A 13,099-nucleotide genomic window follows, 5' to 3' on the forward strand; every position below is an offset into this window, starting at 1 on the left:
ATCCCTTTGCTCAAGGCCTGGGCCGGACTGGGGATGGCGGCGCTGTTGCTGCTGCTGGTTTGGAACTGGAGCGATCCCCTGCCACCGGCCTGGGATGAGGCGCAGCACCTGTTGCAGGCGCAGGCATTTGGGGAGCACCTGCGGCGGTTTCGCTGGGAAGGGCTGTGGTGGCAGCAGTTTTTGCACTTGAACCAGCGCTACCCACCTTTGGCCTATTGGCTGGGGATCCCGTTGGCAGCTCTGCACCCCTTTAGCCGAGCAGACGGGCAGTTGCTCAATCTGGCGTTGTTGGGGATCCTGACCCTGGTAACCCAGCGGCTGGGCCAGCGGATTTACCACTCCCAAGCAGTGGGCTGGCTAGCAGCAGCGCTGCTGGTGCTTTACCCAGGGATCGCGGCCCTGGCCCATGTGTACATGTTGGAGCTGCCGCTGGTGGTGGCGGTGACGTTGGCTTTTTGGGCGCTCTGGGCCTATGGGGAGGATCCCTCCTGGTGGGGGGCGGTGGGGGTGGGGGCAGGGGTGGCGGCGGTGCTGCTGACCAAGTGGACAGGAGTGCTGTTTTTGCTGCCGCCCCTGCTGGCTGTTCTGCTGGGGGTGAGGATCCCTTGGCTGGTGCGGCTGGCCCACCTGGCCCTGGGGATGGGGGTCATGCTGCTCTTGTGCTGGCCCTGGTATGGAGCCAACTGGCTGTTTGTACTCAGCAACGGCTGGGCCTATGCCGACACCGCCCACTACTACATCACCTGCCCAGCGGGATCCCTGTGCTGGTGGACGGCCTATTTGCGCTTTTTGCCCCTGCAAACGAGCCCTTGGCTATGCCCCTTGCCGCTGCTTTCGCTCTGGGGATCCCCAAGCCGGCGGGAGGCTCTCCTCTGGGGCCTCTACGGCTCGGGCTACTTGCTCTACACCCTGGTGGCCATCAAGGATGTGCGCTTTACGCTGCCGCTGTTGCCCCTGCTGGCCCTTCTCTCGGCGGGTGGGCTGGACAAAGTCTGGCGCTGGCTGGGGGGACGCTGGGGGCAAAAGGCGCTGCGCCAGGGAGTTGGCATAAGCCTAGCTCTGGGATCCCTGGCCCTCCCTAACCTGGGGCAGCCCCTCACTCCCGGCGTAGCTCCTCTCTGGAAAGGGATCCAAATGCACTGGCATGGGCAGCACCCCCAGCAGGAGCTGACGAGATGGATTGGATCCCTGGTGCAGCCAGGCTTGACCACCACCCTAGGCGTCCTCCCCAACACCGAGTTGATTTCGTCTGAGACGCTCAGCTACCTGGCAGCTTTGCAGCGCTGGCCAATTACCTTCCGCAGTGCCGGGCAAACTCCCTGGCCGGAGGTGGAGCTGGCGCTCTTGGATGGGTTTGTGGACGCGCCAGGGGAGCAGGGAATTGTCGGCCCCTACGGTCCAGCCAAGGAGCAAATCCGGCAACTCCTAGACAAGAGTCCTGACTGGCAGCGGCAGCAGTTCGATCTGCCAGCGGTGGGCCGGCTTTACACCTACTTCCCCACAAAGCCCAGGGTTGTGCTGCAAGAGTTGCCCGCTCCGGCGGAGGAGGTGGAGCTGCTGCAGCTCAAAGGAGGAACCCAAGCCTGGCGGCTGCAGTGGCAGGGGCCAGCCCAGGACTTGGCCCGAACCCTCGTCTGGGCGCGACTGGAAGATCCCCAGGGGCAGGTCTTGGCCAAGCGGGCCTGGGTGGTTGGCCAAAACCGCCTGCTGCTCTACGCCCCCGGTAGTTGGCAGGTGGAGGAGATCTTGGCCTGGCCAGAGCTAGCAACAAAAGAAGGAATCCTCCACCTGGAGTGGCAATCCCCCCAAGGAAGGCGCCGGTCTTTCAGTCAGCCCTGGAAGGGATCCCGCGGCGGGAAAGGGGGATCCCCTATTTCCCCAGGAGATCCCCTCCTTCTCCTACGACAGGCGGCCAAGGCGGCTGTGCAGGGAGATCTCGAGGCCCTCTCCCTTTACCTCAACGCTTGGACAACGTTGCAATATCCAACTTTTCTCACCGATCCGGACCGAGCTTTGATCCGCCAACTGCTAGAGGGAGAACAACACTGGGCAGCCGCCCAGGGCCAGCGGGAAAAGCAGATCCAAAGCCACTACGAGCTGGCGTTGCTGGAGGTGGCTCTATTGCGGCCGCAAGCAGCCCAGCAGCATTTTGAACAAATTGTCAAGTTGAATCCTGAAGACAACTGGGCACGGGCCTACTTGGCGTTTTTACGGGTCTTTTTTACCCGTGATTTCCAGGGCCTCCAGGGGCTGCGGCAAGAGCTGGTAAATGCTTTTCATCCTCTCTGCCAGAAAGCTGATCTGGGTTGGAATTTAGAGGGGATCTGTGCTGCTCTTTTGCAAGAAAGTCCAGCTCCATCTGAGAAACCTGAGATAGCAGGAAATCAGCAAAAGCCTTAGCCACAAGCGAAAGGCGCTTGGAGCGCAAATAGACCAGATACCAAAACCCCTGGATGGGAAACTCCTCCACATCCAAGATGGCCAAATGCTGTTGCCACCCCCCTAGAGCCAACACATGCTGGGACAAAACCGAAATGCCCAGCCCACCGATAATACCCTGGCGAATGGCTTCGCTGCTGCCTATCTCCATGCGAATGTTGAGCTTTAAGTTGTGCTTGTCAAAGAGCCGCTCCACCGCCATGCGGGTGCCAGAACCGGGCTCGCGGGCCAAGAAGGGCTCTTGGGCAATGCGGGCCAAGGGGATCTGCTTTTGGCCTACCAAAGGATGGTGAATGGGGGCCATCACCACCAAGGGATTTTCCAGGAAAGGCTGGGCTACCACATCCAGATCCTCTGGCGGCATCCCCATCACGTAGAGGTCGTCCATGTTGTTACTCAGCCGCTCCAGAACTTGCTGCCGGTTTAGCACCTTCAGGGACACGTCGATACCGGGATACTGCTGACAAAACGCCCCCAGCAGGCGGGGAATAAAGTACTTGGCAGTGGTGACGACCCCAATGCTCAGCCGTCCCTGTTTTAGTCCCTTCAGGTCAGCGAGGGTCATCTCCAGTTGATTCAACTGCTCAAAGATTTTCTGGCAAGTCTGGTAAAGAGCCTGGCCGGCTTCTGTAAGGTAGAGCCGCTTGCCGACCTGCTCAAACAGGGGCAGACCCACGGCTTTGCTGAGCTGCTTGATCTGCATCGAAATCGTAGGCTGGGTCAAGTACAACTCCTCAGCAGCGCGGGTAAAGCTGAGGTGACGGGCGGCAACCTCGAAGATTTGTAACTGGTGCAGCGTGAGCGTCTTCATGTTAATCAGAAGGTGCAATGACTTGCTCTTGAATCATAAACCAGGATCTATGTCTCCACGGGGCCAGCCCAGGGAAAGAAAACCAACCGCCAAAAAACGCGGCCGGGAGTACGGGGTTTACTCCTCAGAGGACAACTTGAGGATCTGGCGCTGACGCATCCCTTGCCAGCGCTGGATGAGGTGGCTGTCGATGCCAAACTGATCCAAGGCCTTCACCACCACAAAATCCACTAAATCTAGGATGGTGCGGGGTTGGTGGTACCAGGCCGGAATGGCGGGGACAATGCGCGCCCCTGCCTCTGCCAAGGTGGTCAGGTTGCGTAGGTGAATGAGGCTAAAGGGGGTTTCCCGGGGCACGATGACCAGGCGGCGGCCTTCCTTGAGCTGCACATCGGCAGCCCGCTCTAGCAGATCCGAACTCAAGCCGGCAGCCAGCTTGGCCACCGTGCCCATACTGCAAGGGATCACCAACATCCCCTGGGTGCGGTAGGAGCCGCTGGCAATGGCCGCCCCTAGATCTTGCCAGCGGTAACAGACTAGGGATCCGCCCTCGCTCTCAGCCTGCTGTCGCCAAAACTGGGCCTGCTGCTGGGGATCCGCCGGCAAGGGCACTCCCTGCTCCCCCTGCCACACTTGGTAGGCCGCTTTAGAGACCACGACTTCGACGCGGTAATCCAGGCTAAGCAGAACGTGCAGGGCGCGCACGGCATAAAGCATCCCGGAGGCGCCCGATATGCCCAGGATGATTGGTGGGGAGGAGTTCAAGGGTAAGTGAGGAGAGGCTTCTATCGCTTCTATCTAATTTATCGACTGGCCAGACCCACCGCTCTAGGCCTTGGGCTGAGCAATGTCAAACTCGGCATCGTAGTCGAAGTCCTCCTCTTCCTCAACCCATTCTTCCTCCAGCCTCTCGTCTGCTTCCAGCTCCTCCTCCAGGCGGAGCTTCTCCGGGTACTCCTCTTCCAGTTGCAGAGCAGCCTGCTTTTCCCGCCGCCGGAAGCGTTCTAAGGCAGCTGGCGTGATGAAGGGATAGGGCAGTCCTTGGGCCTGCGCCTCCTCGAGCGCCGCTCGGTAGCTCTCCACTTCTTTGATGTCGATTTTCCAGCCAGTAAGGCGGGCAGCTAGACGGACATTTTGCCCCTCTTTGCCAATGGCTAGACTAAGTTGGTCACTGGTAACCAGGACATGGGCTTGTTGGATCTCTGGATCCACCAGCCGCACCTCCACCACCTTAGCTGGGCTGAGGGCGTTGGCAATGTAGGTGGCCGGATCCGGCGACCAGCGAATAACGTCAATTTTCTCGTTGCGCAGCTCCGCCACTACGGCCTGGATGCGGGATCCCTTTGCCCCAATGCAGGCCCCCACTGGATCCACATCCCGCTCTAGGGTATCGACGGCAATCTTGGTGCGCGGTCCCACGTTGCGGGAAGGTGGGTTGGCTTCTCGGGCCACAGCCACGATGCGCACGATGTCCTCTTCAATCTCCGGCACCTCATTGGCAAATAGGTTGACCACTAGGCCAGCATCAGCCCGGGAAACCAAAAGCTGGGGCCCCCGCCGGGATCCCTCGTGGACTTTTTTGAGGTAGACCTTCATCACCGCGTTGGGGACGTAGCGGTCGCTGGCCAGCTGCTCCTCCTTGGGCAGCGCAGCCTCCACCTCGGGCCGCCCGAAACCGCTGGATACGGCCATGATCACGGTCTGCCCCTCCGTGCGCAGCACCCGTGCCTGCAACACGGTCTTTTCCAGGTCGCGAAACTCCTCCTGGATGAGGCGGCGCTGCTGGTCGCGCAACCTCTGGGCCAGCACCTGCTTGGTTTGGATAGCTGCCATGCGGCCAAACTCCGCCTGTTGGGGGGTGACGTCGTTGGTGACTTCCCAGCCAACTTCGGCTTCGGGGTAATCCTGCTGAACCTCGTACAGCGAGATCTCGTGATCCGGGTCCCGTACCTGCTCAACGATGGTTTTGGTGGCTAGAATGCGGAAGCCCCCTGCCTCCACATCCAGTTCCACCTCAAAGTTGCGGAAGTGGTCTTCTGGGAAAACGACGTCTCGCTGGATGGTTTTGCGGTAGCGCTCGTAGCCTTTGAGCAGCGCCTCTCGCAAGGCTTCAGTAACCACATGGCGGGGCAAGTTGCGCTCCCGCGAGATCATCTCCACCATTTCTGCCAAACCTGGCAGAGGTACCATTGCCATAGCCTATCCTCCTGAGGAAACTGGCAACTGGAATCCTAAAGGGGAAAAGCAGGGGCTACAGCTACTCGGCTTCGGCCTCGGAAAGGACAACCCGCTGCACTGAGGCGCGGGGCAACTGAACGCGCCGCCCTTTGAGGGAGAGGATAACTTTCTCCTCATCGCGACCCAATAGATGCCCTGACCAGACGGCTTTGCCCTTGTAGGGGGGATCCACCGTCACCTCCACTGCAAACCCTTTAAAGACGGTGAAGTCACGGTCGCTGATGAGAAGGTTGCTGATGCCGGGGCTAGAGACCTCCAGAACATAGTGCCCAGGGATGAGATCCACCCGATCCAGCTCTACTTCCAGGGCTTGGCTCATGGCTTCGCAGTCGGCATGGCTGGTTTCCCGCTCTGGATCCAAGGGGCGGATATCTACCCGCAGCACCGGCGGATACTGGTTGGTGTGGAAGGCTATTTGAACCAGTTGGTACCCCAGCCGAGCAGCCACAGGACGGGCCAAGCTCTCCAGCTGGGGGATAAGGGGGTGAACCATAGCCAATATCGCCAACTCGGTGGAATAGCCAGAGCCCAGCCCATGGAGCCAGAGCTGGCAGCAGGGGCATCTTCCCTCTGAAAAAGCAAAAAAGTGGGCGTTACCCACTCCCCCTTCTTATCGCGGAGGCTCTGCGGGATCCACCTGCAGCCTCAAGGGAGATCGCCCAGGCTTTTCCCTACATCAATTCTAGAGGATTCCGGCGGATTTTGCCAGAGGGATCCCTGAGGCCAGATCCGCAAAAGGCAACCTCTATAATTGTGGACAGCCGCCGATTTGCCCAGGCACGCAGGGGTTTCCTATGACCGTTGCCTTTTCCTATCCCATTTTCGGCCCCAGCATTCCCTGCCCCCACTGTCGGCAGACCATTGCAGCCCTCACCCTGACCGATACCTATCTTTGCCCTCGTCACGGCGCCTTTGAGGCGGATCCCGAGCAGGAGGAGCTGGTTCACCTGCAGTCGGGGCGCCGCTGGCGTCTCTGGGAAGGCCGCTGGTATCGCCAACACACCCACCCCGATGGGATCCGCTTTGAGATCCACGAGGAGCTGGATCGCCTGCGCCTGCAGGGGATGCGGGCCACCCAGATTATCATTGCCGAGCGCTATCGCCCCTTGCTCACCCCCTACCTAGACCAGGGATCCTCGCGTCGCCCTGGCCCCCCCCGCCTCTACGGTTTGCCGGTCAGCTTCAGCTCTCAGCTCCCCGAAGGTGCGGGCGGATCCCCCCAGCGCTGGCGAGTGATTAACTTTGAGCTCATCTGCGAGCCAGATCCGGTTGTGCGGCAGCTGCAGCTCTGTGACTGAGGCGTAGCGCGGGGCCCATGAATTGGTTCCAGCGGCTTGGCAGCAGTTTTCTGCTGGCTGGTCAGGTGATCCTACACCTCCTGCAGGGCCGTATCCACCGCCGCAACACCCTGGAGCAACTGGCAGCGGTGGGGTTGGACTCGCTGCTGATTGTTTTGATTACGGCGGTGGTGATTAGCGGCGTTTTCACCATCCAGGTAGCTCGAGAATTCCTCAACTTTGGGGCCTCTTCTCTAGTTGGGGGGGTTTTGGCCATTGCGCTTGCCCGCGAGCTGACGCCAGTGGTAACAGCGGTAATCCTAGCCGGACGCGTGGGATCCGCCTTTGCCGCAGAGCTAGGCACGATGAAGGTCACTGAGCAGATCGACGCCCTTTACCTGTTGCGCACCGATCCGGTGGACTACTTGGTGATCCCACGGGTGTTGGCGGCGGGGCTCATGCTGCCGGTGCTCACCATCCTCTCCCTGCTGACGGGGCTAGTTGGGGGAATGATTATCTGCGCTTCGGTTTACAACATTTCTTCTTCTGTCTTTCTTACCTCAGCGCAGACTCTCCTCACCGCTTGGGATTTAATCGTCTGTTGCTTGAAGGCGATGGTGTTTGGCGCTCTCATTGCCATCGTTGGCTCCAGCTGGGGCCTTTCCACGAGTGGGGGGGCCAAGGGGGTGGGGCGCTCCACCACGGATGCAGTTGTAACAGCGTTGCTGGGCGTGTTTGTAACCAACTTTCTGATTTCTTGGCTCGCCTTCCAGGGGCTAGGTAGCGCTCTTAGCCGCGCGCTGTAGCCCCTCTCTCTCTAGCGGCATTGTTGCTGGCGCGAGCGGCGGAGCAGGGGAAGTCCCATCACTGCCACCAAGGTTGCCAAGATGATCACGGTGGAGAGGGCGTTGATCTCCGGCGTCACTCCTCGCCGCGCCATGCTGTAGATCAAAATGGGCAGGGTCTGGCTCTCGGGGCCACTGGTGAAAAAAGAGATCACAAAGTCATCTATCGAAAGGGTAAAAGCCAGCAGAGCAGCAGCCAGGATCCCTGGCAGGGCAAGCGGCAGCGTGACGTGGCGCAGCTTCTGCCAGGTGTTGGCATAGAGGTCGTAGGCAGCTTCTTCCAAGGCAGGATCCAAAAGCTGGAGGCGGCTGCGCACAACAAGGGCCACAAAGGCAATCTGGAAGGTGACGTGGGCCAAGATCATCGTTCCCAAGCCCAGCTCAAACCAGCCGGTATAGGCGCGCACCAGCTGGTAAAACAGCAGCAGGCCGACGGCCATCACGATATCGGGGAGGGCCACTGGCAAAAGCAGCAGACCCTGCACCATCTTTTTGGCGGGGAAATGGTAGCGGTAGAGGCCGTAGCCTAATAGGGATCCCAGCAGCGTGCTAGCCAGGGTGCTGGCCCCTGCTAAGACAAAGGTATTTTGCGTTGCCTGCCAAACTGCGGCATTGCGAAAGAGAGCCAGGTACCAGTCGAAAGTAAAGCCGGTCCACACCAGGCCAAAGCGGGCGCGGTTGAAGGAATAGACGGCAATGAGCAAAATCGGCAGGTAGAGAAAGCCATAGATGGCATAGCTCACGCCCCGTAGCCAGATGGGTCTTCTCACCAATCTGCCCTCCCTGCCGTCAGACTCCTGCCTTGCCAGAATCCACCTACCCCTTAAGTTTATAGACATCTCCCCTTTGGCAAACCGGGCCCTGCCTATAGCTGTCTCGGGGGAGGGGTGGTACTCAGAAGCTCTCGCCGAAAGGTAGGACTTGCTCTGCAGGTAGGCCCCTGGCAAGATCTGAAGCTGCGCGCCAGGGATTGCCTCTGCCTAGGTCTGGCAATGCCAAGAGGGAAGGGTGTCGTCTCGCTTGGCGGCAACTACCAGGGTGGGCTCTCCTCACTAGTTTGCTCTGGGGAAGTGACGCCTGGGGTGGGGATCCCTCTGGCGGGGTGGTAGGCGGTCAAAGGCCTCTGGTCCCCTTCGCAAGGCAAGTACTTTCAGAGCCGCAGTCGTTCCAACAGCTCCTGCTTTTGCAGCTCAAGCCAGCAACTGCAGGTGGCGCGGAGGCGTTTTTAGCCAGTCCTGGTAGCCCAGCAAACCCTCGCGAAAGCGGGTGGCCGCTTGCGACTGGTAGCGCTCGGGGTTGTAGGCTAGCCAAAGGGTGCGCCGTATCTGCAGCCCTTCCACCTCCAGCTTTTGCAGCCGCCCCTGCTCCAAGTCAGATCCCACGGCCGCCATTGACAGAAAAGCCACCCCTAGGCCGGCCTGGATGGCATTTTTGATAGCCTCAATGGAACTGAGCTCCAGCCGCACCTGCAACTGCGCAGGGTTAATGCCGTGGCGACTCAGGGCTCGGTCGATAGTCTGCCGCGTGGAGGATTGGGGATCCAGGGTAATAAAAGGCAGCGTCACCAAATCGCCTAGAGCAGGAGCAGCAGGGGTGCAGCCGGGGGCGCCAACCAAGACATACTCATCCTCTGCCACAGCAATTACCTTCAGATGCCGCTGCAGTTCAAACGGGATCTCTCCCCCAACTACGGCCAGGTCTAAGCGACCGTCAACCAGCTTTTGAGCAATTCGCCGAGTGGATTGCACCAAGAGCTGCACAGCTATGCCGGGGTAGTAGCGGTGGTACTGGGCAATTAAAAAAGGCATCACATAGGTGCCTACTGTTTGGCTAGCCCCCAAGACCAACTGTCCCCTTCCCATCTCCCGCACCTCGGCCAGGGCCTGAACGGCCTCCCGGCAAAGCTTGAGGATGCGCTCGCTGTACTGAAGCAACACTTGCCCTGCATCCGTCAGCTCCACCTTGCGCCCGCTCCGGTCAAACAGCACTACCCCCAACTGGCGCTCCAGGTTCTGCACTTGCAAGCTAACTGCCGGCTGGGAGATGAATAGACTGTCAGCGGCCCGACGAAAACTTCCCTCCTGGGCAATGGCTTGGACGATGAGGAGCTGATCTAGGGTAAACGGCAATCCATCGGCCATAGAGAACTCCAACTGCCGGTGTGGATCCTCAAGGAGCTGGCTGGCGGCGCCAAGAGCCCCCTCGAGATACCACTATAATGCGACCAATAAGGCAAAGTAATCAGAAGCCCTAGCGGGGGCTGTAGGGGGCCCAATAGCCTCGGCCCTGCTGCTTTGCAGCATTGGCAGCTTCCTTGAGGATAAGTCCGTACTTGAGGCCATCCGTTTGCCTTGCTAGCAGGCCATGCCCCAAAAACAGCACCTCCTGGTTGATGAGGGTGTGGGCCTGCCAGACGTAGGCGGGCAGGGTTGGCCCAGGAGCAAGGGCCGGATCCAGCTCTAAGAGCACCTCGCGCCCCAGCAAAGTCGTTTTTAGGTATTGGCCGGCAGCGTAGATAGGCAGAGGGGTTTGCCGCCGCAGCTCTGTCCAAGTAGGGTTGATCCCCCCTGGCAAGGGATCGACCCCAATCAGGTGCACCAGCCGCGCCTGTAAGTCCCCTTCAATTTGCACAACCAGGGTGCTGGAGTCAACTACCCCAATGACTTCTGCCCGTTTGAGCTTGGCGAGATCGGGACGGGCCACTGGGGTCAGGCCCCAGGCAGGAGAAGCGGCAACGAGCAAGGGCACGGCCAGCAGGCTCCTCGACCAACTTCGTCCATGGGGTATTAAGCGTTGGGAAACTGAGCGCAGGGCTTTTTGCAGCATGGGCATTACCTGTTCCAGGGCAGATTTGACGAGGGGGAGGGGTTTCTACTGGGCCGCAAGGGGGGATCCGGCTACCTCGTCACTTTACAAAAAACTTGGGCCAAGGGGTCAGCTTGGCAGAATTTGCTGCCGTTTCCCTGGGCCGACCCCGTTGACCAAGACGGTCACCAAGCCCAGCCGGTTGCCCGCCAGAATATCCGTCCACCGGCGATCGCCTACTATGGCCACTGCCTCGACCGGCAAGCCCATGTGCGCCACAGCCTGTCGCAGGGCGCGCCGCGAGGGTTTGCCAGCCCCGTGAATGAAAGGTAGGTTCAAACGCTCACCAATTTGCCGAATCCGGTTGCGGTTGAGGTTGTTGCTCACTAGCCAAATCTGAAAGTGGGGGCGCAACTGCTCTAGCCAAGCCGCTACTGCTGGATCCACCTCCGTCTGCCGGCTCGGCACCAGCGTGTCGTCTACGTCAAAGATGATGCCCCTTACCTGCCAGGCCCGCAGCTCCTCTGTCTGCAGCTGCAAGACAGTGCCATCCACGATCACATCCGGCTGCAGGAGCTTAAACCAAGGCTTGCGAACCATCGCTAGGGACTTGTTGGCGAAGGAGGTTGCTGGGGTTGGCTAAGAATTTGCCGTTGGGCCGCCTCGTGCTCTGCTAGGGTTCTGCTGAAAACGTGGGTGCCATCGTAGCGGGCCACAAAGTAGAGGTAGTCGGTCTCCTCAGGCTCTAAAACAGCTCTCAGGCTGGCCAGGCCAGGGTTGGCAATGGGGCCAGGAGGCAGGCCGGGGTTGAGGTAGGTGTTGTAGGGAGAGGGGGTGCGCACCTCGGCAAGGGTGAGACGGCGGGCTGGGGTTGGCTGGATGTTGAGGGCGTATTCTACGGTCGGGTCGGCAGCCAGCGGCATTCCTACTTTGAGGCGGTTCAAAAAGACGCCTGCAATCAGGGCCCGCTCTTCTGGCACTGCAGCCTCCCGCTCCACGATGCTGGCCAGGGTGACCCACTCGTGCAGCGAGAGAGGGGTGGCATGCTGCCGAAACAGGGGCAGGGCCACCTCGGCAAAGCGCTGCAGCATAGCGTTGATGACTAGCTCAGCCTTCTGGCGATCCGGCAGGGATCCCTCCAGCTGCTCGGCAGGGAAGAAATAGGTGTCGGGGAAGAGGTAGCCTTCTAGGGAGCTGAGGTTGGGAGGCAGCCAATCGAGAGGAGGGATCACACGAGCCGTGGCGATGAAGACCTCGGCTGGGATCCAATTGCGCTCGGCCAAAGCCTCCGCGATCTGTTGAATCCGCCAGCCCTCCGGGATGGTGAGCCGCCGCTGCAGAATGCGGCCCTGTCGCAGTTGCTGGGCCACTGCCAGCATGTCTTGGTTGGGATCCAGAGCGTAGGTGCCCGCCTGAAATAGCCAGTTGCGCCCCAAGGTGCGGCTCCACAGCTCCCAGGCCAGCGCCGAGCGGATCACCCCTGCTTGCTGGAGTTGTCTCCCAATCTGGCGGCTGCTGCTGCCCGGCTGAATCGTTACTTGGATTGGCTCTGAACCCCCCACTGGCTGAAGCCAGGTCTGCCATCGCCAGTAGCCCAATCCTCCTGATAGAACCAGCAGAAAAATCAAGCTCTGCCAAAAACGCTGGCTCCCACGCTTGCGGAGGCGCTGCACAGCAGCCAGGGGTGCCTCAGCGCTTTGCTTTGCAGAGCGCTTGGACGAGAGGGGATCCCTGGGCCCCTGAGCCGTCATCGCCTTCCTCTTTCCATGGCGGAAACCCTGCCCCAGCCTGCCTTGGTTGTCGGCAGCAAAATCATCATATCCTCCCCTGAGCAAGCCCTAGGGAGAAGGCTTGTCGATCCCGTTGCTCCCCGAACTCCTTTGGCCAATCCAGGTGCCGATGGGCTCCCCCTGCACAGCCCGATAAATGTTGCCAGGGGTAGTCAAGTCAAAGACGACGATGGGGAGTTGGTTTTCCTTGCAGAGGGCAATGGCCGTACTATCCATCACCCGCAGATCGCGGGTCAGCACATCCTGGTAGCTGAGGACATCGTAGCGGCGGGCCTGGGGGTGAGTTTTGGGATCGGCATCGTAAACCCCGTCCACCTTGGTGGCCTTGAAAATGACTTCGGCGTCGATCTCCGCTGCTCGCAGGGCTGCCGTGGTGTCAGTGGTGAAGAAGGGGTTGCCGGAACCCGCCCCGAAGATCACCACCCGCCCTTTTTCCAGGTGACGAATGGCGCGGCGACGAATGTAAGGCTCTGCCACCTCCTGCATGGCAATGGCCGTCTGCACGCGCGTCGGGATCCCGGCCCGCTCAATAGCATCCTGCAAGGCCAAGGCGTTGATGACGGTGGCCAACATGCCCACGTAATCAGCAGAGGCCTGATCCATTCCCTGCGCAGCCGCCTCTTGGCGCCCACGCCAGATGTTGCCCCCTCCCACCACAATGGCCACCTGTACCCCGGCTTGCACCACCGTGGCTACCTCGTTGGCAATGAAACTCAAAACCTTGGGGTCGATCCCGTAGGAACGATCCCCCATCAGGGCTTCGCCACTTAGCTTCAGGAGAATCCGTCGGTATTTCATAACTCCTCCGCTCCAGCCCACCCCTGCAATACAATAGCAGGTTTAGGGGCGAGCTCCCCGCCAGGGATCCAGCCCTAGAGGACAGGGCCGTTCCAA

The 13,099-nt window shown here is 60.2% G+C and carries 12 protein-coding genes; 2 read left to right on the forward strand and 10 right to left on the reverse strand.

The features are described from left to right. Positions 1–2,221: 2,221 nt before the first annotated feature. The 4 genes from NW860_RS00125 to rimP all read right to left on the reverse strand — a co-directional run bounded on the left by NW860_RS00125 (position 2,222) and on the right by rimP (position 5,981). The gene (locus tag NW860_RS00125) at positions 2,222–3,250 is read right to left on the reverse strand and encodes a LysR substrate-binding domain-containing protein (RefSeq protein ID WP_414409856.1); all 1,029 of its coding nucleotides are present in this window, start codon (positions 3,248–3,250) and stop codon (positions 2,222–2,224) included. A gap of 117 nt (positions 3,251–3,367) precedes the next feature. After that, positions 3,368–4,015, reverse strand: a complete 648-nt coding sequence (locus tag NW860_RS00130; protein WP_414396604.1) for a flavin prenyltransferase UbiX — start codon at positions 4,013–4,015, stop codon at positions 3,368–3,370. A 63-nt stretch (positions 4,016–4,078) separates the two neighbouring features. Then, the gene (gene nusA, locus NW860_RS00135; RefSeq protein WP_414396601.1) at positions 4,079–5,446 is read right to left on the reverse strand and encodes a transcription termination factor NusA; all 1,368 of its coding nucleotides are present in this window, start codon (positions 5,444–5,446) and stop codon (positions 4,079–4,081) included. Between the two features lie 61 nt (positions 5,447–5,507). Then, the gene (gene rimP / locus NW860_RS00140; protein ID WP_414396598.1) at positions 5,508–5,981 is read right to left on the reverse strand and encodes a ribosome maturation factor RimP; all 474 of its coding nucleotides are present in this window, start codon (positions 5,979–5,981) and stop codon (positions 5,508–5,510) included. A 301-nt stretch (positions 5,982–6,282) separates the two neighbouring features. Between rimP and NW860_RS00145 the strand changes: the two genes are divergently transcribed. Together NW860_RS00145 and NW860_RS00150 are read left to right on the forward strand one after the other, a co-directional pair. After that, the gene (locus NW860_RS00145) at positions 6,283–6,786 is read left to right on the forward strand and encodes a TIGR02652 family protein (RefSeq protein WP_414396595.1); all 504 of its coding nucleotides are present in this window, start codon (positions 6,283–6,285) and stop codon (positions 6,784–6,786) included. A 17-nt stretch (positions 6,787–6,803) separates the two neighbouring features. After that, on the forward strand, positions 6,804–7,571 hold the full coding sequence (locus NW860_RS00150) for an MlaE family lipid ABC transporter permease subunit (RefSeq protein ID WP_414396594.1): 768 nt from the start codon (positions 6,804–6,806) through the stop codon (positions 7,569–7,571). An 11-nt stretch (positions 7,572–7,582) separates the two neighbouring features. On the opposite strand, the gene NW860_RS00155 is transcribed toward NW860_RS00150, so the two are convergent. From NW860_RS00155 to pyrH, 6 genes are all read right to left on the reverse strand, one after another. Further along, positions 7,583–8,380, reverse strand: a complete 798-nt coding sequence (locus tag NW860_RS00155) for an ABC transporter permease (RefSeq protein ID WP_414511864.1) — start codon at positions 8,378–8,380, stop codon at positions 7,583–7,585. Between the two features lie 420 nt (positions 8,381–8,800). Next, complete coding sequence (locus NW860_RS00160; RefSeq protein WP_414396588.1) at positions 8,801–9,751, reverse strand: LysR substrate-binding domain-containing protein; 951 nt, start codon at positions 9,749–9,751, stop codon at positions 8,801–8,803. Positions 9,752–9,860: 109 nt separating this feature from the next. Then, positions 9,861–10,358, reverse strand: a complete 498-nt coding sequence (locus NW860_RS00165) for a thermonuclease family protein (RefSeq protein WP_414411828.1) — start codon at positions 10,356–10,358, stop codon at positions 9,861–9,863. 186 nt (positions 10,359–10,544) lie between these two features. Beyond that, positions 10,545–11,015, reverse strand: a complete 471-nt coding sequence (locus NW860_RS00170; RefSeq protein ID WP_414396583.1) for a YqeG family HAD IIIA-type phosphatase — start codon at positions 11,013–11,015, stop codon at positions 10,545–10,547. Positions 11,016–11,017: 2 nt separating this feature from the next. Continuing rightward, positions 11,018–12,166, reverse strand: a complete 1,149-nt coding sequence (gene mltG, locus NW860_RS00175) for an endolytic transglycosylase MltG (protein WP_414511865.1) — start codon at positions 12,164–12,166, stop codon at positions 11,018–11,020. Positions 12,167–12,253: 87 nt separating this feature from the next. Further along, positions 12,254–13,003, reverse strand: a complete 750-nt coding sequence (gene pyrH, locus NW860_RS00180; protein WP_414396578.1) for a UMP kinase — start codon at positions 13,001–13,003, stop codon at positions 12,254–12,256. Positions 13,004–13,099: the final 96 nt, after the last annotated feature.

Source organism: Synechococcus sp. F70.1 (genome assembly GCF_047502745.1).
GTDB lineage: Bacteria > Cyanobacteriota > Cyanobacteriia > Thermostichales > Thermostichaceae > Thermostichus.